We start from the raw sequence: 24,882 nt of genomic DNA, 5'->3' as shown, positions 1-24,882 counted from the left end.
TGATCAGGTCGGTCCCCTCGCACGCTGGACAACGCATCCTGTCCTCCCCATCCCACATCAAAGGAACACAGAAGAATCCAAAACGCGCCTCGTGTAAACAGTCCCGCCTGCGCGGGGGTACGGCGAGTTTTGCCCAAGTTTGCGACGTTCGCAGAGGTCTCGACGTGATCCGGTGTCCGCTTTTACCGACTGCAGAAGAAGCAGAAGAAGAAGCGGGACCCCGGGGTCAAGCTCGGGGTGACGGAAGGGGGGAGACGTACCGCCTCACAGGCACACCCCCTTGCCCCGCCCGCCGGTTTCGCCGAAACGGCGGCCGCCATGGTAAAGAACGCAACACCGATCCTGCGCCTGCTGACGATCTGGCTGACGGCGCTCGCCGCGCTGCTGGTCCTCTCCGCGCCTGCCCGCGCCGACGACGTATCGGCGGCGGCGCGCGGCGTCGTCCGCGTCGTCGTGATCGCGACCGTCGATGGCGAGATGGTCGATGTCGAACACGGCACCGGCTTTGCGGTCGCGCCCAATCGCATCGTCACCAACGCCCATGTCGTCGAACTGATGGAACGCTATCCCGGCGACACCGTCGTCGGCGTGGTTCCGTCCGAAGGAGACCGGTCGTTCGAGGGGCGCGTCGTCCGCATCGACAAGGCGCGCGATCTGGCGCTGATCGAGGTCAGCGGCGTGCGCCTGCCGCCGCTGACCGTCTATACCGGTGGCCTCGGCGAAGGCGATGCGGCCATCGCGCTCGGCTATCCCGGCAATGTCGACCTCGCCACCGCGCGATCGGTCGACGATTTCGTCACGCCGACCTCGCCGGTCCGCTCGCAGGGCGTATTGTCGGGCAACCGCACGCTGGAGGGCACGGCGGTGCTGGTCCATACCGCCAGCATCGCGCGCGGCAATTCGGGCGGGCCGCTGCTCGACCGGTGCGGCCGGGTGCTCGGCGTCAATTCGGCGCTGACCCGGGGCGAGGAGGGCGATGCCAGCTTCGCCTTCGCCATTTCCGATGGCGAGCTGATCGCGTTCCTGCGCGAGGCGGCGCAGCAGGTCGCGACCATCGCCACCCCCTGCCTGACGCTCGCCGATGCCGATGCCCGCGACCGCGCCGATGCCGAACGCCAGACGATCGAGGACCGCGAGCGCGCCCGCGCCGCCACCGAACGCGCGCGCGAGGAACGCGCGACCGCGCTCGAACAGGCGCGCGCCGACAATGCCGAAACTCGCGAGAACATGATCGCCGCCGCCGCGCTGCTGCTGGCACTGTCGGTGCTGGCGGCTGGTGGGGCCGGGTTGTTGCTGACCCGTGGGCAGCCGCGTACCGCGAAGTTCGCCGCGATCGGCGGCGGCGTGCTGTTCGTCGGCGCGATCGCCACCTTCCTGCTGCGGCCCGATTTCGATCCGGCCTCGATCGCCGCCGCCGACGAATCGGGCAATACCGCCGCGACCCGGATCGCGCCGCTGACCGGGCCGCTCGAATGCACGCTGGTGCCCGAACGCAGCCGCATCATCCTGTCGCCGGTCGAAACCGTCCGCTTCGGCTGGCGCGCCGATGGCTGCATGAACGGCCGCACCCAATATGCCGAGGCGCCGGGCGGCGGGTGGGAGCGGATTCTCGTCCCGAATGAGGACGCCACCGTGTCGGTGCTGCGCTTCGATCCGGTCAGCGGCAGCTACACCAACAGCCGCTATCTGCTGTCCGCCGAATCGATGCAGCGCGCCCGCACGTTGCGTGGGCAGGTGCAGCAAAAGGCGTGCGCCGCCGACACCGGCGCGCGCGCGGCGCTTGCCACGCAGCAATCGGCGATTCGCACCTCGCTGCCCGCGCAGGTCAACGAACGGCTGGTCTATCGGTGTACCGCGGCCAAGTAGAAGCAGGGGTTTTCACGCGGAGGCGCGGAGACGCGGAGGGGTTACGCTCCGGGCACTGTCGCTCGCGATCGGAAGACCCGGCCCGCGGTTGCAGCGGGCAATAGGCCGCTGGCGCGGGGTGCGGTCGAAACGGACGCACCCCCTCCGCGTCTCCGCGCCTCCGCGTGAACCCCGCTTCCTTCCCGCGGTCCGATAATCCCCCGTTCAGCTTGCATCCGAATCGGAACACACCACGCCACCTCCCGCAAAGCTTGCGAAATCATGACACCGATGCTAGCGGCCCCCACGACCCATCGGGGGCGCGTGGGGCCGGTCAGCGGCGCGACATTGGTTCGCGACGGCGGTTGGGAGTGCGGCCCCCTCACCGGCATGGGATGTTGAATTGACCCCTGACAAGGACGCACGCGTGGAGACATCCGGCGGAACTACTGGCGGCGGAACGATCCAGGCGAGCCTGGGTGGCCGCTATGCAACCGCGCTGTTTGGCCTCGCTCAGCAGCAGGGCCAGCTCGACGCGGTCGAATCGAGCCTGAAGACGCTGTCGACGGGCATCGCCGAATCGGACGATCTCGCCGCGCTGGTGAAAAGCCCGCTGATCGGTCGCGTCGACGCCGCGCGCGCCATCGCCGCGCTGGCACCGGTGCTGGGCCTCGACCCGCTGACCGCCAATTTCCTCGGCGTGCTCGCGCAGAATCGTCGTCTGGGCGACCTGCCCGCGATCATCCGCGCGTTTCGCGAACTGGCGGCGCGCAGCCGCGGTGAAACCAATGCAGAGGTCGTTTCGGCACATCCGCTGGACGATTCGCAGGTCGATGCGCTGCGCCAGCAGCTGCGCCACCGGATCGGTCGCGACGTCGCGATCGACCTGAAGGTCGACCCCACGCTTTTGGGCGGTCTGATCGTCAAGATCGGCAGCCAGATGATCGACAGCTCGATCAAGACCCGACTGAACACGCTCGCGCACGCGATGAAAGGCTGAACATGGATATCCGCGCCGCAGAAATTTCGAAGGTCATCCGCGACCAGATCGCCAATTTCGGCACCGAAGCGCAGGTTTCGGAAGTCGGCCAGGTGCTGTCGGTGGGTGACGGCATCGCCCGCATCCACGGGCTCGACAACGTCCAGGCGGGCGAAATGGTCGAGTTCGGCGGCGGCATCCAGGGCATGGCGCTGAACCTCGAAGCCGACAATGTCGGCGTCGTGATCTTCGGGTCGGACTCGTCGATCAAGGAAGGCGACACCGTCAAGCGCACCGGCACCATCGTCGACGTTCCGGTCGGCAAGGGGCTGCTGGGTCGCGTCGTCGACGGTCTCGGCAACCCGATCGACGGCAAGGGCCCGATCGTGTCGGACCGCCGCAGCCGCGTCGACGTGAAGGCACCGGGCATCATCCCGCGCACCTCGGTTCACGAACCGATGCAGTCGGGCCTGAAAGCGATCGACGCCCTCGTCCCCGTCGGCCGTGGCCAGCGCGAACTCATCATCGGCGATCGTCAGACCGGCAAGTCGGCGGTCGCGATCGACACCTTCATCAACCAGAAGACCGCGAATGCGGGCGATGACGAGAGCAAGAAGCTCTATTGCGTCTATGTCGCCGTCGGCCAGAAGCGTTCGACCGTCGCCCAGCTGGTGCGCACGCTCGAAGAAAACGGCGCGATGGAATATTCGATCGTGGTCGCCGCGACCGCGTCGGACCCCGCCCCGCTCCAGTATCTGGCGCCGTACACCGGCACCGCGATGGGTGAATATTTCCGCGACAACGCGATGCACGCGCTGATCGTGTTCGACGATCTGTCGAAGCAGGCCGTCGCCTATCGTCAGATGTCGCTGCTGCTGCGCCGTCCGCCGGGCCGCGAAGCGTACCCTGGCGACGTGTTCTATCTGCACAGCCGCCTGCTCGAGCGCGCTGCCAAGATGTCCGACGCCAATGGCGGCGGCTCGCTGACCGCGCTGCCGATCATCGAAACCCAGGCAGGCGACGTGTCGGCCTACATCCCGACCAACGTGATCTCGATCACCGATGGCCAGATCTTCCTCGAAACCGACCTGTTCTTCGCCGGCATCCGCCCCGCGATCAACGTCGGCCTCTCGGTCAGCCGCGTCGGTTCCGCCGCGCAGACCAAGGCGATGAAGAAGGTCGCAGGGTCGATCAAGCTGGAGCTGGCGCAGTACCGCGAGATGGCGGCGTTCGCGCAGTTCGGGTCGGACCTAGACGCGTCGACGCAGAAGCTGCTGAACCGCGGTGCGCGCCTGACCGAATTGCTCAAGCAGGCGCAGTTCTCGCCGATGCCGTTCGAGGAACAGGTCGCATCGATCTTCGCCGGCACGCAGGGCTATCTCGACACCGTTCCGGTGAACGACGTGACCCGCTACGAGCAGGCGATGCTCGCCGATCTCCGCGCGAACCATGCGGGCGTCCTCACCAAGATCCGCGACACCAAGGATCTGGGCGACGAGGCGAAGTCGGGCCTGAAGGCCGCGCTCGACCAGTTCGCCAAGAACTTCGCATAACCATCAAAGCCCTCTCCCCTTCAGGGAAGAGGGTTGGGAGAGGGGAAGCGCGGGACGGCCGAAGTTGCCACCCCCGCGCTTCCCCACCCTCTCCCCTGAAGGGGAGAGGGAGTAGGGAAAACAGATGGCAAGCCTCAAGGCCCTAAAGCTCCGCATCGGCTCGGTGAAGTCGACGCAGAAGATCACCAAGGCGATGAAGATGGTCGCCGCCGCCAAGCTGCGCCGTGCGCAAGAGGCGGCCGAGGCCGGTCGTCCCTATGCGAGCCGCGTCGAACAGGTCGTCGCCAGCCTCGCCTCGACGGTGCAGGTCACCGAGGGCAGCTCGCCGCTGCTCGCCGGCACCGGCAGCGATCAGGTCCACCTGTTCGTCGTCGCGACGTCGGACAAGGGGCTGGCCGGTGCGTTCAATTCGAACATCGCCCGCATGGCGCGCCGCCGCGCGCTGGAGCTTCAGGAACAGGGCAAGACCGTCAAGTTCCTGACGATCGGCCGCAAGGGTCGCGCCGTGCTGGCGCGCCAGTTCCGCGACGGCTTCGTCCATTCGGTCGAACCGGGCGATCTCGGCAAGCTGACCTTTGCCGACGCGAAGGGCTATGCCGACGACCTGATCCGCCGCTTCCACGCCGGCGAATTCGACGTCGCGCACCTGTTCTATGCCACCTTCAAGACGGTGCTGACGCAGGAACCCACGGAACAGCAACTGATTCCGGTCAAGATCCCGACCCCCGCCGTGGCACCTTCGCAACCTTCCGCCGATGCCGTCGTCGAATATGAACCGAGCGAGGAAGCGATCCTCGACAGCCTGTTGCCCACGAACATCGCGGTGCAGATCTACCGCGCGATGAAGGAAAACGCGGCGTCGGAACAGGGTTCGAAGATGACGGCGATGGACAACGCCACGCGCAATGCGGGCGATCTCATCAACCGTCTGACGATCGAATATAACCGCACCCGTCAGGCCGCGATCACGACCGAACTGGTCGAAATCATCTCGGGCGCCGAGGCGCTGTGATCCGCCCTGCCGTCCTGCTGGCGCTCGTCGCCACGCTGGCCGGCTGCGGTCAGCCTGCTGCCGACAGGGCGGCGGAACGGCCGCGCGCGACGCCGACGCCGTTCGTCACCGGCGGCTGGGCGACGGTGTTCGGCGATGCGCCGAAGACGATCGACCTGCTGAACGGCATGGGCTTCCGCCTGTCGCCCTACGAACAGGCCGGCGGTGCCTTCATCGCCAATGCGATGCCGACGCCGATGGCCGATCCGTCGATCAAGCCGGTCAACATCGCGAACCTGTCCGTCCGGGGCGATGCCACGCGGATCGACCGGGTTCGGTTCACGCTGGACATCGTGAACCTCGACTCCAGCCCGTTTGCGAAGGACCAGTTCGCGCGCTGGATCGACCGTCCGCTCGCCAGCCTCGGCCTGCCCGGCCGGGACGAGGTCAAGCGCGGCATCATGACCGAAAGCCCGGCCAAGGGCAGCCTGTCCGGTGCCGATTACCAGATTACCCGTGAAAAGATCGACGGCGGACGCCGTCTGGTCGTAACCTTTACCCGCCCCGCGCCACAGGCGGGCAGCAGCAGCGAACCGAGGAAGCAGTGATGGCAACCGCCGCAGACACCTACGCCCCCCAAGGCAGCACCAACCATACCGGCCGGATCAGCCAGGTCATCGGCGCGGTCGTCGACGTTGCGTTCGACGGCGAGCTGCCGGCGATCCTGTCGGCGCTCGAAACCGACAATAACGGCAACCGGCTGGTCCTCGAAGTCGCGCAGCATCTGGGCGAGAACACCGTCCGCACGATCGCGATGGACGCGACCGAGGGTCTGACCCGTGGTCAGGCGGTGCGCGACACCGGTTCGCAGATCCGCGTGCCGGTCGGCCCGAAGACGCTCGGCCGCATCCTGAACGTCGTCGGCGAGCCGATCGACGAGCGCGGTCCGGTCGGTGCCGAAACCACCGCGCCGATCCACGCAGCGGCCCCGCTGTTCGTCGACCAGTCGACCGAGAGCGCGATCCTCGTCACCGGCATCAAGGTCATCGACCTGCTCGCCCCCTACGCCAAGGGCGGCAAGATCGGCCTGTTCGGCGGCGCGGGCGTCGGCAAGACGGTTCTCATTCAGGAACTGATCAACAACATCGCCAAGGGCCATGGCGGCACGTCGGTGTTCGCGGGCGTGGGTGAACGTACCCGCGAGGGCAACGATCTGTACCACGAATTCCTCGACGCGGGCGTCATCGCCAAGGATGCCGACGGCAATCCGACGAGCGAAGGTTCGAAGGTCGCGCTGGTATACGGCCAGATGAACGAGCCGCCGGGCGCGCGCGCGCGCGTTGCGCTGTCGGGTCTGACGATCGCCGAATATTTCCGCGACGTCGAGGGCCAGGACGTGCTGTTCTTCGTCGACAACATCTTCCGCTTCACGCAGGCGGGTTCGGAAGTGTCGGCGTTGCTCGGCCGTATCCCGTCGGCGGTGGGCTATCAGCCGACGCTGTCGACCGACATGGGCGCGCTGCAGGAACGCATCACCTCGACCAACAAGGGGTCGATCACCTCGGTACAGGCGATCTACGTCCCCGCCGACGATTTGACCGATCCGGCCCCGGCGACCTCGTTCGCCCACCTCGACGCGACGACCGTGCTCAACCGCGCGATCTCCGAACTCGGCATCTATCCGGCGGTCGATCCGCTCGATTCGACCAGCCGCGTTCTCGAACCGCGCACGGTGGGTCAGGAGCATTACGACACGGCGCGCGCCGTGCAGTCGCTGCTCCAGCGCTACAAGTCGCTGCAGGACATCATCGCCATCCTCGGCATGGACGAGTTGAGCGAAGAGGATAAGGTCACGGTCGCCCGCGCCCGCAAGATCCAGAAGTTCCTCAGCCAGCCGTTCCACGTCGCCGAGGTCTTCACCGGCATCAGCGGCAAGTTCGTCGCGCTGGAAGACACGGTGAAGTCGTTCAAGGCGGTCGTCGAAGGCGAATACGATCACCTGCCGGAAAGCGCCTTCTACATGGTCGGCGGCATCGACGAAGTGGTCGCCAAGGCGCAGAAGATGGCGCAGGACGCGTAAAGCTCTTTTCCCTCTCCCCTTCAGGGGAGAGGGTCAGGGAGAGGGGCAGATCGATGCCGCTTTCCGAAAGCCCCTCTCCCCGGCCCTCTCCCCTGAAGGGGAGAGGGAGTAAGGTAACGATATGCTGCACTTCGAACTCGTGACCCCCGAAAAGCTGGTGCGGTCGGAATCGGTCTACATGGTCACCGTGCCGGGCACCGAAGGCGACTTCGGCGTGCTGGAAGGCCATGCGCCGTTCATGTCGACGATCCGCGATGGCGACGTCCTGATCCAACGCACCGAAAAGGGTGAGGCAGAGCGCATCGCGATCCGCGGCGGCTTCGCCGAAGTGACCTCGCGCGGGCTGACGATCCTCGCCGAACAGGCCGGCTGATCGTTCGCACAACGCGTTGAACGAAACGCCGCGTCGGACCGAGGTCCGGCGCGGCGTTTTGCGTTTGGAGCGTTCACCAACCGAGCGTCACCCCGGACCTGACCGAAACCTCTGCGAAAGAACTGGTTCCTACCCCCTGTCGTACCCCCGCGCAGGCGGGGGTCCAGGGCTCCAGGCGCAAGCCGTTGTTCTGCTTGGCTCTGGACCCCCGCCTGTGCGGGGGTACGGCGAGTTTTCGGTTAAGCCTGAACCTTCGCATAGGTCTCGGCTCGCCCCGGTGTGACGAGGGATGGAGCAAATGAGTAGCCCTCCGCACCGCCCTAACCATGCGGATGCGCGTTGCGGTACACGTCCAGCAGATGCGCGGCATCGACCGCCGTATAGATCTGCGTCGAGGACAGGCTGGCATGACCCAACAGCGCCTGTAGCGATCGCAGGTCCGCCCCCCGGCCCAGCAGATGCGTGGCGAAGCTGTGGCGCAGCGCGTGGGGCGTCGTGCGGTCGCCGAGGCCGAGCCGCCCGCGCGCGGCCTGCACCGCCCGGCGCACGACCCCGGCGGCCAGCGGCCCGCCCTTCGCCCCCCGGAACAGCGGCGCGCCGCGCGCGGTCCCCCAGGGTTGCTGTGCGACATAGGCCTCGATCGCGGCGCGGACCGGCGGCAGCAGCGGCACGACCCGCGTCTTGTCGCGCTTGCCGGTCACGACCAGCGTCGCACCGAGCGGCAGGACGGCCCCGGTCAGCGACAATGCCTCGCCGATGCGCAGCCCGGCGCCATAGAGCAGCAGCAACACCGCCCAGTCGCGGGCACCGATCCACGGTTCGGCGGCGAAGTCGGCGACATCCCCCGCCAGCGCCACCGCGTCGTCGGGCGAGATCGGACGGGGGACGGTCTTGCCGGTGCGGGGTCCGCGCAGGCGCGGTGCTTCGACACCGGCGAAATCGAGAAAGGCGCGCACCGCCGACAATTCGCGCGCGGCGGACGCATTGCCCAGCCCGTCTTCGCGGCGACGGGCGAGGAAGGCGCGCAGGTCGGTGGCGGTGATGCGGGCCAGTCGTCGGGCATCGACCGCCCCGCCCCAATGGCCTTGCAGGAACGCGATCAACCGCTCGGCGGTCGCGGCATAGGCACGAACGGTATGCGCGGATCGCCGCCGATCCCGCGCGAGATGCGTCGCGAAGGCCAGCGGCAGGGGCTGCGTCAGGTCGTTCACGCCAGCCCCCGCTGCGATCAGCCGATCTTCTGGCCCGACTTGGCCCAGTCGGCCATGAAGCCCTCGATCCCCTTGTCGGTCAGCGGATGCTTGACCAGCGCGCGGATGACCGACGGCGGCGCGGTCATCACGTCCGCGCCCATCTTGGCCGATTCGAGGACGTGGATCGGATGGCGGACGCTGGCGACGAGGATCTCGGTGCCGAAATCATAATTGTCGTAGATCAGGCGGATGTCGCTGATGAGGCCCATGCCGTCGAAACCGATATCGTCATGCCGCCCGACGAACGGCGAGACGAAGGTCGCGCCGGCCTTTGCCGCCAGCAGCGCCTGATTGGCGGAGAAGCACAGCGTCACATTGACCATCGTGCCGTCGTCGGTCAGCGCCTTGCAGGTCTTGAGGCCGTCGATGGTGAGCGGCACCTTCACCGCGACGTTATCGGCCAGTTTGCGCAGGATTTCGGCCTCGCGCATCATGCCGGCGTGGTCGAGCGCCACGACCTCCGCCGATACCGGCCCCGGCGTGATCGAACAGATTTCGCGCACGACCTCAAGGAAATCGCGGCCCGATTTGTGGATCAGCGACGGGTTGGTGGTCACGCCGTCGAGCAGGCCGGTTTCGGCCAGTTCGCGAATGTCGCTGGTATCGGCGGTGTCGACGAAGAATTTCATGGGACTCGGTTCCTGCGCGGGTCGGGACAAGATGCCGCCCCATCGCCCATCGGCGCGGCGGGAGCAAGGGCAGGCCGACGTCGACCCTTTTCCTGCGCACGCCGATCCAGTATCTGCGCGCGCATGACCGCGCCGCAACCCGAATGGGCCCCCCACGCCGCCGTATGGATCGGCTATCCCAGCCACGCCGAACTATGGCTGGAGGACCTCGACCCCGCCCGCGACGAAGTCGTCGCCTTTGCCAGGGCCGTCCATGCCGAAGGACGCGGCGAGACGGTGATCCTGGTCGCCGCGACCGTGGAAGCCGCCGACGACGCCCGCGCCCGCGCGCCCTTTGCCGAAGTCACGATCGAGGCGTTCGGCGACATCTGGCTGCGCGATACCGGCCCGATCATCGGCGGCGACGGCACGGCGCACCGGTTCGGCTTCAACGGCTGGGGCGGCAAGTACGACCTGCCCGGCGACAGCGACATCGGTCTGCGCCTTGCCCGCGGGCGTGGGCTGACCGTGGCGGATCACGACTGGATCATCGAGGGCGGCGCGATCGACGGCGACGGTACCGGGCTGGTCGTGACGACCGAGCAATGCCTGCTCAACCCCAATCGCAACACCGGTTTCTTCAAGACGGCGGCGGAAGCGCGGCTGCACGACGATCTGGGCTATGACCGGGTATTGTGGCTGGGCGACGGGCTGCTGAACGACCATACCGACGGCCATGTCGACAATCTGGCGCGCTTCGTCGGGCCGAACCGGCTGGCGATCCCGCAGGCGGCCGAGAATGATCCCAACTGGCGCATCTATCAGGATGCGACGGCACGGGCACAGGCGTTCGGCGTCGAGGTGGTGCCGGTCCCCTCCCCCGGCCGCGTGCTGTCGCCCGATGAGGAGATCATTCCGGGCAGCCACATGAACTTCTATATCGGCAACGCCGTGGTGGTCGTGCCGCTCTACGGCACCGGCACCGATGCCGCCGCCATCGCCGCCTTTGCCGCAATTTTCCCCGATCGCGAGGTCGTGGGGCTGCGCGCCGATCATATCCTGACCGGCGGCGGCAGCTTCCACTGCATCAGCCAGCAGATTCCGGCATAACCCGAAGGACCGCCCCGTCATGACCGAGATCACCGTCGCCGCGCTCCAGCTCGGCTTCTCGACCGATATCGACCGTAACATCGCCAATGTCGCGCGACTGGTGCGCGAGGCGGCGGCGCGCGGCGCGCAGGTCATCCTGCCGCCCGAATTGTTCGAGGGCGAGTATTTCTGCCGGGTCGAGGACGAAGGGCTGTTCGCCAACGCCAAGCCGGTCACCGAGCACAAGGCGGTGCTGGCGATGCAGGCGCTTGCAGCCGAGTTGAAGGTGCATATCCCGACCAGTTTCTTCGAAGCCGACGGCCCGCATCATTACAACAGCCTGGCGATGATCGACCCCGATGGCCGCGTGCAGGGCGTGTATCGCAAGAGCCATATCCCCGATGGCCCCGGCTATGAGGAGAAATTCTATTTCCGCCCCGGCAATACCGGGTTCAAGGTGTGGGACGGTCCGGCCAGGCTGGGCGTCGGCGTCTGCTGGGACCAATGGTATCCCGAAACCGCGCGCGCGCTGATGCTGATGGGCGCGGAAGTGCTGTTCTATCCGACCGCGATCGGCAGCGAACCGCACGACACCAGCCTCGACACCGCGCGGCTGTGGCGGCGGGCGATGGTGGGCCATGCGGTGTCGAACGTCGTGCCGGTGGTCGCCGCCAACCGGGTCGGGGTCGAACATGACCAGACCTTCTACGGCACGTCGTTCATCACCGACGAGCGCGGCGACATCCTTGCCGAACTCGACCGCGAGGAAGAGGGCGTCATCACCGCGACGCTCGACCTCGACCGGGTGAAGCGTCACCGCGCCGCCTTCGGCTTCTTCCGCGACCGGCGGCCGGAGTTGTACGGGCGGCTGGTGCAGGATATCTGACCTGACTCCCCTCCCTGAAAAGGGAGGGGAGATCAGTCGTCGAAATCCGGTACCCGCCGCTCCATGCCGGCACGCACCGCCTCGATTTGATTGGCGCTACCGAGCAACGCGATCTGTTCGGCGCTTTCGGCGGTAAGAATCGTCGCGGCATCGGCGTCGTCGGCGAGGTTGGCGAGCCGCTTGGCGGCGCGGACCGCGTCGGGGCTGCGCCCGGCGACGCCGCGGGCGATTTCCATCGCCGTATCGACCGGATGATCGGCGATGCGCGTCACGAACCCCACTCGCCGTGCCTCGACCGCATCGAATTCGCGCGCGGTGAACGCCAGTTCGCGCAAGACATCGCCGCGCACGTCGCGCCACAGCGCGAAGCCGGCCATGTCGGCGACCAGCCCCCATTTCGCCTCGAGGATCGCAAAGCGCGTGTCCGGTGCGGCGATCCGCACATCGGCACCGGCCATGATCTGCAACCCGCCGCCCAGTGCCAACCCATGCACCGCCGCGATCACCGGCATCGGCAACGTCCGCCAGCCCCATGCGACCTGCTGCACCCGGTTGGCGATGCCATGCGTGCGCGCCGTCAGGTCTAGGCCCGCCGCGCCGGCCGCCATGCTCGCCATGTCCAGCCCGGCGCAAAAGGCGCGCCCCTCGCCCGACAGGACGACGCAGCGCACCGGGGACGTACGCAACGTCTCGATCGTGTCGATCAGCGCGTCGAACATCGCCGGATCGATCGCGTTCATCTTGTCGCCGCGGGTCAGCCGGACGTCGGCGATGCCATCTGCGATCATCGTCGTCACCCGCATCGGTCCCGCTCCCCAACTTCCCCCTTTTCAATCGACGCGGCGCGCGTAGCATGGGGATAGCCGGACGATACCGGCAGGGGACAGGAGAGGAAAGATGCGGCATTGGTGGTTGGCCATGGCGCTGCTGGCGGCACCGGCCGTCGCGCAGGACGCGGGCGTCGGCGACGTGTACGGCACCGCGCTCGGCAAGGGCTGGGAAAACTGGAGCTGGGCGAAGGTCGAATTGTCGAGCGAGGTACAGGGATCGCAGCGCAAGCCGATCCGGGTCGAGGCGGGACCGTATCAGGCGCTGTACCTGCACCACGCACCGTTCGACACCACGGCATACAAGTCGGTGGCGATGCTGATCCAGGGCATGGACGGCGGCGCGCAGCAGTTGCGGATCGTCGCGATGGTCGGCGGCAAGCCGCTGGATACACAGGCCTATACGGTGACGTTGCCCGCAAGCGGCTGGAAGAAAATCGAACTGCCGCTGTCGAGGATCGGTGCCGACAACAAACAGATCGACGGACTATGGGTCCAGAATGCGACCGACAAGCCGGTCGCGCCCTTCTATGTCACGGAGATCGCGCTGCACTGACCCCCGCCGCCGCTTCAACAGACCGCAGAAACGCTCTACAGGGCCGGTGATGACTGGTTTCCCGCTCCCGCCCGGCTTCGACCCGGCCCGCTTCTTTTCGGCGCGGGTCGGCGGGCATGGGTCGCGGCTGGGCATCGGCTATCGGGCGCATGGCACGGATTGGTGCGAGTTGCTGTTGCCGTTCCGCCCCGACCTGATCGGCGATCCGGCGCGCGGCGTGCTGGCATCGGGGCCGATCCTGACGCTGATGGACATGGCGACCAGCGTCGGCGTGTGGCTGAAACGCGGGGCGTTCCTGCCACATGCGACGCTCGACCTGCGGCTCGACTATCTGCGTCCGGCCACGCCGGAGCGGACGGTGGTCGGGCGCGGCGAATGTTACCGCGTCGCGCGGCAGGTCGCGTTCGTACGCGGCATCGCCCATGACGGCGATCCCGACGATCCGGTCGCGCATGTCGCCGGCACCTTCATGCTGCTGGACGCCGGCTGATGCTGCCACCCTATGCCGACCTGCTCGGGCTGACGCTCGATACCGACGATGCCGGGCACCCGATCGTCGCGATGGCGTTTGCCGACGACCTGCTCGGGCGGCCCGGCTTCGTCCATGGCGGTGCGATCGGCGGCATGCTGGAAATGGCGGCATGGGTTGCGCTGCGCCATGCACTGGGTGCCGACGAAGCGACGATCAAGCCGATCAACGTCACCATCGACTATATGCGCGGCGGACGCGAACGCATGACATGGGCGGCGGGCAGCGTCACCCGGCTGGGTGCGCGCATCGCCAATGTCGCCGCGACCGCGTGGCAGGACGACCGCGACCGGCCGATCGCAGCGGCGCGGCTGAACTATCTGTTGCGGCGCTGAGAGGCTGTTTGAAAACTCGCGGTAGAGCGAGTTTCATAGGCGGTGCCGGCCCCGGATATTTTCACGACCTGCGATAGTTGTGCGACATTCGGGACGTAGCAGCTGTGCACCGCAACGATGCGGGCACGGTTTCAAAAGGGTTTTGCATGGCGCGGTGGACATTGGCGGTTTTGGCACTGGGGTCGGCACCGGCAGCGCTGGCGGCACAGACCGCCCCGGTCGCGGGAACCACGCAGACCCCGGTCGCCCAGACTCCGGCTACGGCGCAACCGGATAAACCGACCGATCCGGCAGGCGCGGGCGGCATCGAGGTTGAGAGCGAAGCCGAGGAGATCGTCGTCACCGGCCGCCCGCCCCCCGGATCGGTGGCGGGCGACATCAAGCCCGAACTGCAATTGTCGCCGGCCGACATCCGCTCCTACGGCGTCAGCTCGGTCGCCGAACTGGTCGCCGAACTCGCGCCGCAGCTGCAATCGGTGCGCGGCGGGGAGCCGGTCTTCCTCGTCAACGGACGGCGCTCGGCGGGTTTTCAGGAAGTCCGCGACCTGCCGACCGAAGCGATCCTGCGCGTCGACATCTTGCCCGAGGAAGTCGCGCTGAAATTCGGCTATCGATCGGATCAGAAGGTCATCAACTTCGTCCTGCGCCCGCGTTTCCGCAGCTATACCGGCGAATTGCAGGGCAGCGTGCCGACGCAAGGCGGATCGAGCAATGTCGAGGCCGAGGCGGGACTGGTCCGCATCGACCGCGACAAACGCTTCAACCTGAACCTGCAGGCGGAAACGACCAGCAACCTGCTGGAAAGCGAACGCGGCATCATCCCGAACACGTCGGGCACGCCCTATGACCTGATCGGCAACGTCACCGGCACGACCAATGGCGCGGCGATCGATCCGGCATTGAGTGCGCTGGCGGGCACCCCGGTGACGGTCGCGGCGGTACCGAACGGCGCGCCGACGCTGGCCGGGTTCGCCGCCGGGGCCAATGCGCCACGCATCACCGACACCACGCCGTTCCGGACGCTGTCGGGTGCGGTCGACCGCTTTTCCGCCAACGGCGTCTATGCACGCAGCATCTTCGGCAACGTCGCGGCGACGGTGACCGGACGGGTCGAGCACAACCGCACCGAATCGCTGCTCGGCCTGCCCGCCATCTCGCTGACGCTGCCCGGCAACACCCCGCTCTCGCCCTTTGCCAGCACCGTGATCGTCCGCCGCTATGCCGAGGCCAGCCCGCTGGTCCAGAATGGCGAGACGACGACCGCCAACGCCGGCTTCGCGCTGAACGGCGATCTCGGCCGGTGGCGCTGGACCGTGAACGGCAATTACGACCGGATCGAAACCAGCACCCGCACCGATCGCGGCGTCGACGTGACCGATATCCAGGCGGCGGTCGGTGCCGGCACGTTCAGCCCGTTCGGCGATCTCGGCAATCTGATCCGCACCGCCGACCGCGCGAAATCGGTGTCGAGCGTTGCGGGCATCAACGCTCTGGTCGCCGGTTCGCCCTTCTCGCTGCCCGCCGGCGACGCCAGCACCAGCATCCGCATCGCCGGGACGACCAGCGACTTCAACAGCGATTCGGTCCGCGCCGGCATCGCCAACGCCGCCGATCTCGGCCGCGACAGCGGGTCGATACGCGCCAATATCGACCTGCCGATCGCCAACGCCGCGCGCGACATCCTCTCCGCGCTCGGCCGCCTGTCGCTGAACGCCAATGCCGAGGTCGAACAGCTGTCGGACTTCGGGACGCTGACCTCGTACGGCTACGGCCTCAACTGGCAACCGATCACCGCGCTGCGCGTGCTGGCATCGGTCAGCCACGAACAGAATGCGCCGTCGCAGCAGCAGCTCGGCAACCCGTTCATCACGACGCCCTTCGTCCGCCGCTTCGACTATGTCCTCGGCCAGACGGTCGACGTCACCGCGATCAGCGGCGGCAACCCCGATCTGGTGCAGAGCGACAGCCGCGTGTTGAAGTTGGGGGTGAACCTGAAGCCGTGGAGCGAGCGCGATATCTCGTTCCAGTTCGATTATACCAACAACCACACCGACAACCCGATCCGCACTTTCCCGACGATCACCGCCGAGATTCAGGACGCCTTCCCCGATCGCTTCACGCGCGACCCGGTCAGCAAAGTCCTGACCCGGGTCGATGGCCGTCCGGTCAATTTCGCGCGCGCCGACAGCAGCGTGCTGCGCTACGGTGTCAACTTTGCCAAGCGGATCACCACCGCCCGGTCGCGCGCGGCCGAGGCCGAGCGGCGCGCCTTCATGGAACGCCGCCGGGCCGAACGGGAAGCAGCGGAAGCGGCCGGTGCGCCGCCACCACCGCCCGGTGCCGGACGCGGTCCGGGCGAAGGGAGCGGGTCCGGCGGTCCGGGCGGCGGCGGCGGCGGACGTGGCTTTGGCGGACCCGGCGGGTTCGGTGGCGGTGGCGGCGGGCGTGGCGGTTTCGGTGGCGGCGGCGGCGGCCGGCTGTGGTTCGGCGTCTATCATAGCGTGAACCTGACCGACACGATCGTGATCCGGTCCGGCCTGCCCGAACTCGATCTGCTGAACGGGTCGGCGGTCGACGACAATGGCGGCACCCCGCGCCACCAGATCGACTTCAACGGCGGCTATGTCCGCGACGGGCTGGGCGCGCGGGTAACCGTCAACTGGCAGTCGGGGACCGAGGTCAATGGCGGTGCCAGTGGCACCGGCCAGACGCTCGATTTCGGCGGCCTCGCGCGGGTCGGGCTGCGGTCGTGGATCGAACTGGGGCAGCAGCCGGGGCTGGTTCGCGACAATCGCTGGCTGCGCGGCGCGCGGATCAGCATCGGCGTCGACAATCTGTTCAACGCGCGCCAGCGGGTGACCGACGCCAACGGCGTGGTGCCGATCAACTATCAGCCCGGCTATCTCGATGCGACCGGGCGGGTCGTGCGACTGACCTTCCGCAAGCTGTTCTTCTGATCCGCCCGGTCAATGCGCGTCCGGACGCGCCGCTTCGGTGTGTTCGACACCGGGGCGCGGTACATCGGCCCGCGCGGGGGTGTCGCTCCCGGTACTGGCCATGCGACGCCCCCCGAACCCGGCCGTCTCCTGATACAGCAGGGTGATGGCGACGCGGCGGTTGCGCGGATCGAACGGGTCCTTGGCGACCATCGGCTCGCGATCGGCCACGCCCTCGATCCGTTCGAAGCGGCGTTCGCCGACCCCGGCCATGGCGAGGCGGCGACGTGTCGCCTCTGCCCGGCCCGACGACAGCATCCAGTTGTTCATCGTCTCGCGCCGGCCATAGGCGATCGAATCGGTATGCCCCCGGATCATGATCGTGTTGGGCAAATCCTTTACCGTCTCGGCGATCAGCGCCATCAGCTTCGACGCTTCGGGAGCGAGCGCGGTGGTGCCCAGCGAGAACATCGAATAATCGGCATTGTCGACCAGATCGATACGCACGCCGTCATGCGTCGGCACGATGCGAACGTTCTTGGCGAGCTTGCGCAGTTCGAGGCTGGATTCCAGCTTTTGCTTGAGTTCGCGCTTGATCTTTTCGAACGCCTTGCGATCGGCCTCGGCCATTTCGGCCTTGTTCTTCAGCCGGCCCTTTTCGCCCGATCCGACCTGCGTGCCGCCATTGGCGTCGACCGGGATGGTCAGCGACCGCGTGCCCGTCTGCGCGGCGCGGTGCGGATAGCTGTCCTGATCGACGATCGATTCGCCGCCGAACAGCCCGTTCGATCCCGCCGCACCGGCCTTCACCGTGACCAGCGACGGGGTGAAATAATCGGCCAGCCCCTTGCGCTGCTTCTCGGTCGTGGCGCCGAGCAGCCACATCAACAGAAAGAACGCCATCATCGCCGTCACGAAGTCGGCATAGGCGACCTTCCACGCACCGCCGTGATGGCCGCCATGGCCCTCGGCGATGATCTTCTTGACGATGATGACGGGGGGCGGCTGGTTGTTGCCATGGGGTGCCTTCGCCATGGGATCAGCGTCCGCGCAGGCCGTCGAAGACTTCGGCGAAACCGGGCTGGTTGTGGTGCGGAATGCCCGAACGCGCCGCTTCGATCACCAGCGGCTGCGGATGGCCGTGGAGCGAGGCGATGATGATCTGCTTGACGGTGTGATAGATGGCGGCATCGGCGTCGATCACCTGCTGCAACCGGCCGGCAAGCGGCCCGACCAGACCGTAGGCGAGCAGAATGCCGAGGAAGGTGCCGACCAGCGCCGACCCGATCATGCCGCCCAGGACCGACGGCGGCTTGTCGATCGATCCCATCGTCTTGACCACGCCGAGCACCGCCGCGACGATGCCGAGCGCGGGAAGTGCGTCGGCAAGGCCCTGCAGCGTCGCCTGCGGTCCCTGTTCCTCGTGGTGGTGGGTCTTGATGGCATTGTCCATGACCTCCTCGACCGCATGCACGTCGAGCGTACCCGATGACACGACGACGAGGCGCAGCGTATCGGCGATCAGGTTGACCAACGTATGATCTTTCACCAACCGCGGATACTCACCAAAAACCGACGATGATTTCGGGTCCTCGACATGGGGCTCGAGGGCGATCGGTCCTTCGGCGCGTAGCATCTTCATCAGCTTCGACACGAGGAAGATCGCGTCGAGATAATCCTGCTTCTTGTATTTGGGGCCTTTCAGCACCTTCATGAAGCCGCCGCCCATGCCCTTCAGCTCGCGGCCCGAATTGCCGATGATCAGCGCGCCCACCGCCGCGCCGCCGATGATGAGCATTTCGTGCGGCAGGGCGTGCAGCACGGGTCCAAGATCGCCACCGGTGAAGGCGAACCCGCCGAACACCATGACGAGAAGGACGACGAAGCCGATGGCCGGAAACATATGGCGCTTGCCCCTGGGTTACGAACCGTTGCCACGCTGTCTGCGTCGCATCACCCGTCCCTTGTGGCCGATAGACGTCGAGAAATCGTTACCACCCGACAATTTACCATCGGGCGGGGATCAGCGCCGTCACTTCAGATAGTTGAACAGCGACATGCCCGCCAACTTGGAAATGCTGGCCTGCGTCGCGTTGAGAATCGTCAACGTCTTCTGAAACTCGACCATCGTGGTGGACCATTCGGTATCTTCCAGCGCGCTGCGCGCTTCCTCACGGTCGATGCCGATATCTTCGAGCTGGCTCGATTCGATCTCCAGCCGCGCCCCGCGCGCGCCATTGGCAGCGCGCGCCGCCGTCACCTGCGCTTCGGCCGTATCCAGCTTGCCGAGCGCGGTGCCGATCTTCGCCGAATAGGCTTTGCGCGCGGCATCGACGTCGAATGCCGGGGCGTTCGGATCGACCGGGACCGCGGGATCGACCACCGGCTTGTCGGTCGGCATCTCCATCGCCGTCTTCAGGTCGTCGATCAGCGCGAAGATGTCGACGCCGCCATTCGCCCCGCTGAACACCCGGCTGCCATCGATGCCGACCTGCATCTCGCTCGCCTCGCCGATGCGGACGGTCGCGACCGATGCGTTGCCGGTATAGGTGATCGCGCCGGTCGTCGCGTCCTTCGTAAAGGCCACTTCGCCGGTACCGCCGAACACCGGATGGTTGCGCACGTCACGGCCGTTGGCGATCGCCAGCAAGCCTTCGCGGATCTGATCGAGTTCGGTGGCGATCGCCACCTTGTCCTGCGCGTTCAGCGTATCGCTGCCTGCGCGAACGGTCAGTTCGCGAACCCGCACCAGCCGTTCGTCGGCGTTGCCCAGCGCAGTGTCGGCCTGCGCCAGCAATCCGCGCGACAAGGTGATGTTGGAACGGAAGGCACCCGAATCCGCCGCTTCCTTCTTGATCCCGCCCAGCATCATCCACGCCGCCGAATCCTGCGACGCGACCTTGAGACGCTTCTGCGTCGACAATTCGGTGTTCAACCGGTTGAGGTCGCCGTTCAGCCGCGTCATCTGGTTCGACGCGCGGTTGTAGAAGTTGGCGGTGGAGATTTGCATCGTTCGTCCTATCGGATCGCGAACAGCGTATCGAAGGTTTCGCGCGCGACCTGGATCACGCGGCTCGACGCCTGATAGGCCTGCTGGAAACGCATCAGGTTCACTGCTTCCTGGTCGAGGTTCACGCCGGCTGCCGAATCACGTGCGTCGACCGCCGAATCGCGGATCGCGCCCTGCGCCTCGGCAATGGTCTTGCGCGCGTTCAGTGCCGACCCGTTGCTGGATTGCAGCGCGACGACCCGCTGCTCGAACAGGCCGCTGCGGCGGGCGTCGAACAGCTTCGACAGGTTGCCGCTGTCGCGCGGCCCCTGCCCCGCCGTCGCCGCCGCGATCTTGGCCGGGTCGCCCATGATGCGCGTCACGCGCCCGGTCGGTTCCATCGCGAACATCGGCGCACCGGCAGCGGCGTTCAGATCCTCGCCGCTGGCAAGCGCGCCGTTGACGTCCATGACGAAATCGGTGGCGACATCGACCACCTCCTTGCGCATGTCGCTGATCCGCTTGGCCCCGTCGACCATGCCGGCCAGCGCGCCGCCACGCGGGATCAGGATGCTCTCGGTGCCGCCGCGCATGGTCGTGAACACCGGCGCGCCGTCTTCGTCGCGTTCGAACCGGACGGTCGACGCCTCGATGCCATGGACCATCAATGGGCCATCCGCGCCGCCCGCCCGCACCGTCACCCGACCGGTCGTATCGAACTTGACGTCGATATCGGTCATCTCGCTCATTTCGTCGAGCATCAGGTCGCGCTGGTCGAGCAGCTGCGCCTCGCCCGCCGACCCCTTCGAAACCCGCGACAGGCCGTCGTTGATCCGCGCCAGCACCGCCGCATTGTTGCTGAGCTTGCTGACCGCGTTATCGGCGTTGAGGTCGAGATTGTTGGCCGTTTCGTCGAGTGCGCCGATCGTGCCCGAAAATGCCTGCGCGACGCTTTCGGCCGATTCCAGCATCGACCGGCGCGGCGCATCGGCCGACGGGTCGGCGGAGAGCGCGGTGGCGCTGTTGAAGAAGGCGGTCATGCGATCGGTCAGCGCGCGGCTGGTCAGCGCATCCTCGATCCGTGCCATCCACACGATGCCGCCGTCGCTGCGCGACACGTCCGCGGTCGACTGGCGCACTTCCTGCGACCGGAAGACGTCGGCGGCCCGCGCGACGCCGGCAACGGTCACCCCGCTGCCAGAAATCTGTCGCGACGAACCCACGCCGATTTCGGCAAGCGACGTCGTCCGCCGAACATAGCCGGTGGTGCCGGCGTTCGCGATATTGTCCGACGTCGTGGTCAGCGACGATTGATACGCCCTGACCCCGCTTGCCCCAATCGACAGCAGGTCGCTCATCCGCTCTTCCCTTCACCCGAAGTAACGACCGAATCGGTCCGGGCTTGAGCGGGATTATTGGCATCGGCCACGTTAACCATCTGTGACCGAGCCAGAAACTCGGTCATCGCCTTGCCAATGCCCAGCGGGGTCGTGACCGACATGTTCTCGGCGACCTTCTGGTCCCACATGTCGCGGAACTGGCCGGCGGCCTTGTTGTCGAACAGAGTGTCGGCCAGCTTCGCCTGCCGCATCGATTTGAGCATCATGCCGGTGAAGACCGATTCGAACCGTTGTCCGGCCGCCTTCAGATTGTCCTTGTTGCCGATGCGGGTGGTGTCGACCCCGACGCCGGTCGTCGCGCCGATCACGCTCACAGGACCACCAGCTCCGCCTTCAGCGCGCCCGCCTCCTTCAATGCTTCGAGGATCGCGACCAGATCGGCGGGCGATGCGCCGATCGCGTTGATCGCCTTCACCACATCGGCCAGCTTGGGACCGGGCGCGAGGACGAACATCGGCTTGACCTCCTGCTCGACCGTGACGCCGCTCTTCTGTTCGACGGCGGTCTGGCCCTGGCTGAGCGGCGCGGGCTGGCTGACGCGCTGGTTCTCGTCGATCTTCACGGTCAGCTTGCCGTGCGTCACCGCCGAAGGCGCGACCCGCACCGCCGAGTTGATGACGACCGTACCGGTGCGGGCGTTGACGATGACGCGCGCGGCGGTCTCCGCCGATTCGACCGGGATATTCTCCACTTCGCTCATCAGCATCGCGCGGGTGTCGGCACCGGGTGCGGCCCGCAGCGCGACCGACACCGCATCGATCGCGGTCGCGGTGCCCGCGCCGAAGCGCCGGTTGATCGCACCCGCGACATTCTGCGCAGTGGTGAAATCGGCCTGTGCCAGATTGAACGTCAGCGTGGGCGCGGTCGCGAAGCCGGTGTCGACCATGCGTTCGACCGTCGCCCCTTCGGGAATGCGGCCGGTCGACGGGATGTTGACGACGATCTTCGACCCGTCGGCACCCTCGGCCCCGAGGCCGCCGACCGCGAGATTGCCCTGTGCCATCGCATAGATCTGCCCATCGGCACCCAGCAGCGGGGTCATGATCAGCGCACCGCCGCGCAGCGACTTTGCCTTGCCCATCGACGCGACCGTCACGTCGAGCCGCTGGCCGGGTTTGGCGAAGGGCGGCAGTTCGGCCGTGATCAGGACGACCGCCGCGTTCTTCATCCCCGGATTGGCGCCGGGCGGCAGTTGCAGTCCCATGCGCGAGGCGATCGCCTTCACCGACTGCACGGTATATTCGAGATTGTCGTCGCCGGTGCCGGGCAGGCCGACGACGATACCGTAACCGGTCAACTGGTTCGACCGGATGCCCTGGAAACGGCCAAGATCCTTGACCCGCTCCGCCGAGGCGGGCGCGATCATCAGGAAGGCGGCGAGGATGGCGAGCAGGAAGCGCATGGACAGTCCTAGAACGGGCTGACGACCTGGAAGAAGCGGCTGAGCCACCCCTGCCGGCTGGCGCGGGCGACATCGCCCTTGCCGGTGTAGGAAATGCGGGCATCGGCCACGCGGGTCGACGGCACGCGGTTGTTCGCGTCGACATCGGCGATGCGGACGATCCCCTTGATCGCGACGATCTCGTCCCCGCGGCTGAGCGTCACCCGCTTCTGCCCCTGCACCAGCATCGTGCCGTTGGGATAGACTTCGGCGACGGTGACCGACAATTCGCCCGACAGCGCATTGGTTTGATCGGACGATCCGGTACCGCCGAAATTGCGGCCACCCGATGCCTGGGCGATGTTCGGGTCGAATGCCAGCGGCCCGACCGAAGGTGGCGTGATCGAGAATTTGCCGTTGCTGTCGAGCTTCGATCCGGCCGATTTCGACGCGCTGGTCCGCTCGACCAGCGCGATGGTCAGCGGATCGCCGACCTTGCGTGCGCGCCATCCCTCGTACAGCGCGGCATAGCCCTGCTCGACCTGAAAGATCGCGCCTGTCGCGACCACCGGAACGACCGGCGCGGCGGGCGGGGTGGCGGCGTAGGATTCGCGCGGCAATTTCCTGCCGAACAGGGGGCGGGCATCTGCCGGCATTGCCGCCAGCACCACGATGGCGAGCGCGACGGCGCGCGCGGCGTCAGATGTTCTGATTGACATATTTCAGCATCTCGTCGGTGGCCGAGATCATCTTCGAATTGACCTCATAGGCGCGCTGCGTCTCGATCATGTCGACGAGTTCCTCGACGACGTTGACGTTCGAGCTTTCGAGCATCCCCTGCCGAATGCGTCCGCGACCCTCGAGGCCGGCGACACCGAGCTGCGCCGCACCCGACGCACCGGTTTCGGTCAGGAAATTGTCCCCGGCCGGTTGCAGCCCGGCGGGATTGGCGAAACTGGCGACCTGAATCTGGCCGACGGGGGTCGCTTCGGTCTGGTTGGGAATGGTCGCGCTGACGGTGCCGTCACCGCCGATCGTGATCGAGGTGGCACCTTCGGGCAGGGTGATGCCGGGCATCACCTGATGTCCGTCGGTGGTGACCAGCAGCCCTTCGGCGGAGCGCGTGAAATTGCCGGCGCGGGTATAGCCGATCTGGCCGCCGGGCAGTTGCACCTGAAAGAAGCCGTCGCCTTCCAAAGCGACGTCGAGCGCGTTGCCGGTCGTGGCGAGCGAACCCTGCGTCTGGATGCTCGCGGTCCCCTGCACGCGGACACCCGTGCCGAGGTTCAGGCCGGTGGCGTAGCGCGATTCCTGCGTCGAAGCGGCCCCCTGCGCGGTGATGATCTGATAACTCATCGCTTCGAACGAGGCGCGGTCGCGCTTGAACCCGGTCGTGTTGACGTTCGCCAGGTTGTTCGAGATGACGCGCATCCGCGTATCCTGGGCATCCAGCCCGGTGCGCGCGATATGCAGTGCTGCATTGGCCATGTCGTGTTCCCCTTAACTCTGGACGCGCATCAGGTTGGCGGAGGCTTCATCCATTTCCTTCGCCTGCTTCAGCATGCCGGCCTGCACTTCGTAGGACCGCTGGTTCTCGATCATGTCGACCAGCGCCTGCGTCATGTTGACGTTCGATTGTTCGAGCGCGCCGCCGCGGACCTTGGCGGTCATGTCGCCGGGCAGGGTGCCGCCGCCACGGACGTGCAACAGATTGTCGATGCCCTTGACCGTGTCGCTGCCGGCGGTGCTGACCAGCTTGATCTGGCCGACTTCCTGATCGGGCGTGCCCGGAGGCGCGCCCTGCGGGACGATCATCACGCGGCCGTCGGCGGTGATGTTGATCGACTGGCTGGGCGGCACGGTGATCGGGCCGCCCGTGCCCATGACCGGCAAACGATCGCCGGTCTCGAGCGTGCCGGCGGCAGTAACCTGCAGGTCGCCGCGGCGGGTATAGGCTTCGGTGCCGTCCGGCCCCTGCACCGCCATCCACGCATCGCCCTCGACCGCGATATCGAGCGGGCGACCGGTGGCGAGGATCGCCCCCGCCCGCCGGTCCATGTCGCGCACCTCCTCCGACGAAGGCGAGCGCGATTCGAGTTCGCCGTTCTTGCCCTTGAGCAACAACTGTTCGAAATCGACCTTGTCGGCACGATAGCCGATCGTCGACCCGTTCGCGATGTTGTTCGCGATCGTGGCCTGCGACGCCATGTGCCCGCGCAATCCCGACATCGCGGTGTAGACCAGCCGGTCCATCGAAGCCTCCGTGTTATGA

General features: G+C 66.9%; 25 protein-coding genes. 13 read left to right on the top strand and 12 right to left on the bottom strand.

From position 1 onward, the window contains the following. Nucleotides 1-318 precede the first annotated feature (318 nt). From ASE70_RS05255 to ASE70_RS05225, 7 genes are all read left to right on the top strand, one after another. Nucleotides 319-1,866, top strand: a complete 1,548-nt coding sequence (locus ASE70_RS05255; protein ID WP_056502118.1) for a S1C family serine protease — start codon at nt 319-321, stop codon at nt 1,864-1,866. Nucleotides 1,867-2,272: 406 nt separating this feature from the next. Then, entirely contained in the window at nt 2,273-2,845 is a 573-nt protein-coding gene (locus ASE70_RS05250) for a F0F1 ATP synthase subunit delta (RefSeq protein ID WP_056502115.1), read from the top strand. 2 nt (nt 2,846-2,847) lie between these two features. Continuing rightward, nucleotides 2,848-4,377: a F0F1 ATP synthase subunit alpha gene (gene atpA, locus ASE70_RS05245; protein ID WP_056399112.1), complete on the top strand. Its 1,530-nt coding sequence runs from the start codon at nt 2,848-2,850 to the stop codon at nt 4,375-4,377. A gap of 124 nt (nt 4,378-4,501) precedes the next feature. Further along, nucleotides 4,502-5,389: a F0F1 ATP synthase subunit gamma gene (locus ASE70_RS05240; protein ID WP_056502113.1), complete on the top strand. Its 888-nt coding sequence runs from the start codon at nt 4,502-4,504 to the stop codon at nt 5,387-5,389. Beyond that, nucleotides 5,386-5,976, top strand: a complete 591-nt coding sequence (locus ASE70_RS05235; protein ID WP_056502110.1) for a hypothetical protein — start codon at nt 5,386-5,388, stop codon at nt 5,974-5,976. Before ASE70_RS05240 ends, ASE70_RS05235 begins: the two co-directional genes overlap by 4 nt. After that, on the top strand, nt 5,976-7,448 hold the full coding sequence (atpD, locus tag ASE70_RS05230) for a F0F1 ATP synthase subunit beta (RefSeq protein WP_056399105.1): 1,473 nt from the start codon (nt 5,976-5,978) through the stop codon (nt 7,446-7,448). Before ASE70_RS05235 ends, atpD begins: the two co-directional genes overlap by 1 nt. A gap of 121 nt (nt 7,449-7,569) precedes the next feature. Next, entirely contained in the window at nt 7,570-7,821 is a 252-nt protein-coding gene (locus ASE70_RS05225; protein WP_056399102.1) for an ATP synthase F1 subunit epsilon, read from the top strand. Nucleotides 7,822-8,141: 320 nt separating this feature from the next. On the opposite strand, the gene ASE70_RS05220 is transcribed toward ASE70_RS05225, so the two are convergent. Both ASE70_RS05220 and fsa read right to left on the bottom strand, forming a co-directional pair. Further along, the gene (locus tag ASE70_RS05220; protein WP_056502135.1) at nt 8,142-9,023 is read right to left on the bottom strand and encodes a tyrosine recombinase XerC; all 882 of its coding nucleotides are present in this window, start codon (nt 9,021-9,023) and stop codon (nt 8,142-8,144) included. Between the two features lie 26 nt (nt 9,024-9,049). Continuing rightward, nucleotides 9,050-9,703, bottom strand: coding sequence for a fructose-6-phosphate aldolase (gene fsa / locus ASE70_RS05215; protein ID WP_056399100.1), 654 nt, complete (start codon nt 9,701-9,703; stop codon nt 9,050-9,052). A 123-nt stretch (nt 9,704-9,826) separates the two neighbouring features. On the opposite strand from fsa, the gene ASE70_RS05210 reads away from it, so the two are divergent. Both ASE70_RS05210 and aguB read left to right on the top strand, forming a co-directional pair. Next, the gene (locus tag ASE70_RS05210) at nt 9,827-10,792 is read left to right on the top strand and encodes an agmatine deiminase family protein (RefSeq protein WP_056399098.1); all 966 of its coding nucleotides are present in this window, start codon (nt 9,827-9,829) and stop codon (nt 10,790-10,792) included. 19 nt (nt 10,793-10,811) lie between these two features. Beyond that, entirely contained in the window at nt 10,812-11,657 is an 846-nt protein-coding gene (gene aguB, locus ASE70_RS05205) for an N-carbamoylputrescine amidase (RefSeq protein ID WP_056502107.1), read from the top strand. A gap of 32 nt (nt 11,658-11,689) precedes the next feature. Here aguB and ASE70_RS05200 read toward each other — a convergent pair whose 3' ends face one another. After that, nucleotides 11,690-12,460, bottom strand: a complete 771-nt coding sequence (locus ASE70_RS05200) for a crotonase/enoyl-CoA hydratase family protein (RefSeq protein WP_056502106.1) — start codon at nt 12,458-12,460, stop codon at nt 11,690-11,692. 94 nt (nt 12,461-12,554) lie between these two features. On the opposite strand from ASE70_RS05200, the gene ASE70_RS05195 reads away from it, so the two are divergent. The 4 genes from ASE70_RS05195 to ASE70_RS05180 all read left to right on the top strand — a co-directional run bounded on the left by ASE70_RS05195 (nt 12,555) and on the right by ASE70_RS05180 (nt 16,861). After that, nucleotides 12,555-13,040: a hypothetical protein gene (locus ASE70_RS05195; RefSeq protein ID WP_156355992.1), complete on the top strand. Its 486-nt coding sequence runs from the start codon at nt 12,555-12,557 to the stop codon at nt 13,038-13,040. Between the two features lie 49 nt (nt 13,041-13,089). Continuing rightward, nucleotides 13,090-13,530 (top strand): PaaI family thioesterase, encoded by a 441-nt coding sequence (locus ASE70_RS05190; RefSeq protein ID WP_056502100.1) that lies wholly within the window; start codon nt 13,090-13,092, stop codon nt 13,528-13,530. Further along, a complete protein-coding gene (locus tag ASE70_RS05185) occupies nt 13,530-13,904 on the top strand; it encodes a PaaI family thioesterase (RefSeq protein ID WP_056399077.1) in 375 nt (124 codons plus the stop codon). Before ASE70_RS05190 ends, ASE70_RS05185 begins: the two co-directional genes overlap by 1 nt. Nucleotides 13,905-14,050: 146 nt before the next feature. After that, the gene (locus ASE70_RS05180) at nt 14,051-16,861 is read left to right on the top strand and encodes a hypothetical protein (RefSeq protein ID WP_056502097.1); all 2,811 of its coding nucleotides are present in this window, start codon (nt 14,051-14,053) and stop codon (nt 16,859-16,861) included. Nucleotides 16,862-16,870: 9 nt separating this feature from the next. Here the strand turns inward: ASE70_RS05180 and ASE70_RS05175 are convergent, their stop codons facing one another. The 9 genes from ASE70_RS05175 to ASE70_RS05135 all read right to left on the bottom strand — a co-directional run bounded on the left by ASE70_RS05175 (nt 16,871) and on the right by ASE70_RS05135 (nt 24,863). After that, complete coding sequence (locus ASE70_RS05175) at nt 16,871-17,875, bottom strand: flagellar motor protein MotB (RefSeq protein WP_082438935.1); 1,005 nt, start codon at nt 17,873-17,875, stop codon at nt 16,871-16,873. A 4-nt stretch (nt 17,876-17,879) separates the two neighbouring features. Beyond that, on the bottom strand, nt 17,880-18,743 hold the full coding sequence (motA, locus tag ASE70_RS05170; RefSeq protein WP_056399073.1) for a flagellar motor stator protein MotA: 864 nt from the start codon (nt 18,741-18,743) through the stop codon (nt 17,880-17,882). 129 nt (nt 18,744-18,872) lie between these two features. Next, on the bottom strand, nt 18,873-19,850 hold the full coding sequence (locus ASE70_RS05165) for a flagellin N-terminal helical domain-containing protein (RefSeq protein ID WP_056399071.1): 978 nt from the start codon (nt 19,848-19,850) through the stop codon (nt 18,873-18,875). A gap of 8 nt (nt 19,851-19,858) precedes the next feature. Further along, nucleotides 19,859-21,187: a flagellar hook-associated protein FlgK gene (gene flgK, locus ASE70_RS05160; RefSeq protein ID WP_056502094.1), complete on the bottom strand. Its 1,329-nt coding sequence runs from the start codon at nt 21,185-21,187 to the stop codon at nt 19,859-19,861. Further along, a complete protein-coding gene (locus ASE70_RS05155; protein ID WP_056002819.1) occupies nt 21,184-21,543 on the bottom strand; it encodes a rod-binding protein in 360 nt (119 codons plus the stop codon). Before ASE70_RS05155 ends, flgK begins: the two co-directional genes overlap by 4 nt. Beyond that, entirely contained in the window at nt 21,540-22,631 is a 1,092-nt protein-coding gene (locus ASE70_RS05150; protein ID WP_056399068.1) for a flagellar basal body P-ring protein FlgI, read from the bottom strand. The genes ASE70_RS05155 and ASE70_RS05150 overlap by 4 nt, the downstream gene beginning before the upstream one ends. 8 nt (nt 22,632-22,639) lie before the next feature. Then, complete coding sequence (locus ASE70_RS05145; RefSeq protein WP_056502091.1) at nt 22,640-23,329, bottom strand: flagellar basal body L-ring protein FlgH; 690 nt, start codon at nt 23,327-23,329, stop codon at nt 22,640-22,642. Further along, nucleotides 23,310-24,098 carry a flagellar basal-body rod protein FlgG gene (gene flgG / locus ASE70_RS05140; RefSeq protein WP_056399062.1) on the bottom strand — a complete coding sequence of 263 codons (789 nt, stop codon included), beginning with the start codon at nt 24,096-24,098 and terminating at the stop codon, nt 23,310-23,312. The genes ASE70_RS05145 and flgG overlap by 20 nt, the downstream gene beginning before the upstream one ends. 12 nt (nt 24,099-24,110) lie before the next feature. Then, complete coding sequence (locus tag ASE70_RS05135; RefSeq protein ID WP_056502089.1) at nt 24,111-24,863, bottom strand: flagellar basal body rod protein FlgF; 753 nt, start codon at nt 24,861-24,863, stop codon at nt 24,111-24,113. Between the last annotated feature and the right edge of the window lie 19 nt (nt 24,864-24,882).

Source organism: Sphingomonas sp. Leaf22, assembly GCF_001421715.1.
In the GTDB taxonomy this organism is placed as follows: Bacteria; Pseudomonadota; Alphaproteobacteria; order Sphingomonadales; family Sphingomonadaceae; genus Sphingomonas.
Note: the sequence above shows the minus strand (reverse complement) of the source record. Positions and strands in the feature narration are given on the sequence as shown.

Bases quoted from the DNA above. Each gene is read 5' to 3' on its own strand.
- ASE70_RS05200 (WP_056502106.1), bottom strand. From the start codon at position 12,460: ATGCGGGTGACGACGATGATCGCAGATGGCATCGCCGACGTCCGGCTG.
- ASE70_RS05165 (WP_056399071.1), bottom strand. From the start codon at position 19,850: ATGCAAATCTCCACCGCCAACTTCTACAACCGCGCGTCGAACCAGATG.
- ASE70_RS05150 (WP_056399068.1), bottom strand. From the start codon at position 22,631: ATGCGCTTCCTGCTCGCCATCCTCGCCGCCTTCCTGATGATCGCGCCC.
- ASE70_RS05210 (WP_056399098.1), top strand. From the start codon at position 9,827: ATGACCGCGCCGCAACCCGAATGGGCCCCCCACGCCGCCGTATGGATC.
- ASE70_RS05190 (WP_056502100.1), top strand. From the start codon at position 13,090: ATGACTGGTTTCCCGCTCCCGCCCGGCTTCGACCCGGCCCGCTTCTTT.
- ASE70_RS05225 (WP_056399102.1), top strand. From the start codon at position 7,570: ATGCTGCACTTCGAACTCGTGACCCCCGAAAAGCTGGTGCGGTCGGAA.
- ASE70_RS05175 (WP_082438935.1), bottom strand. From the start codon at position 17,875: ATGGCGAAGGCACCCCATGGCAACAACCAGCCGCCCCCCGTCATCATC.
- ASE70_RS05145 (WP_056502091.1), bottom strand. From the start codon at position 23,329: ATGTCAATCAGAACATCTGACGCCGCGCGCGCCGTCGCGCTCGCCATC.
- ASE70_RS05180 (WP_056502097.1), top strand. From the start codon at position 14,051: ATGGCGCGGTGGACATTGGCGGTTTTGGCACTGGGGTCGGCACCGGCA.
- ASE70_RS05195 (WP_156355992.1), top strand. From the start codon at position 12,555: ATGCGGCATTGGTGGTTGGCCATGGCGCTGCTGGCGGCACCGGCCGTC.
- fsa (WP_056399100.1), bottom strand. From the start codon at position 9,703: ATGAAATTCTTCGTCGACACCGCCGATACCAGCGACATTCGCGAACTG.
- flgK (WP_056502094.1), bottom strand. From the start codon at position 21,187: ATGAGCGACCTGCTGTCGATTGGGGCAAGCGGGGTCAGGGCGTATCAA.
- atpA (WP_056399112.1), top strand. From the start codon at position 2,848: ATGGATATCCGCGCCGCAGAAATTTCGAAGGTCATCCGCGACCAGATC.
- flgG (WP_056399062.1), bottom strand. From the start codon at position 24,098: ATGGCCAATGCAGCACTGCATATCGCGCGCACCGGGCTGGATGCCCAG.
- motA (WP_056399073.1), bottom strand. From the start codon at position 18,743: ATGTTTCCGGCCATCGGCTTCGTCGTCCTTCTCGTCATGGTGTTCGGC.
- ASE70_RS05255 (WP_056502118.1), top strand. From the start codon at position 319: ATGGTAAAGAACGCAACACCGATCCTGCGCCTGCTGACGATCTGGCTG.
- ASE70_RS05185 (WP_056399077.1), top strand. From the start codon at position 13,530: ATGCTGCCACCCTATGCCGACCTGCTCGGGCTGACGCTCGATACCGAC.
- aguB (WP_056502107.1), top strand. From the start codon at position 10,812: ATGACCGAGATCACCGTCGCCGCGCTCCAGCTCGGCTTCTCGACCGAT.
- ASE70_RS05135 (WP_056502089.1), bottom strand. From the start codon at position 24,863: ATGGACCGGCTGGTCTACACCGCGATGTCGGGATTGCGCGGGCACATG.
- atpD (WP_056399105.1), top strand. From the start codon at position 5,976: ATGGCAACCGCCGCAGACACCTACGCCCCCCAAGGCAGCACCAACCAT.
- ASE70_RS05240 (WP_056502113.1), top strand. From the start codon at position 4,502: ATGGCAAGCCTCAAGGCCCTAAAGCTCCGCATCGGCTCGGTGAAGTCG.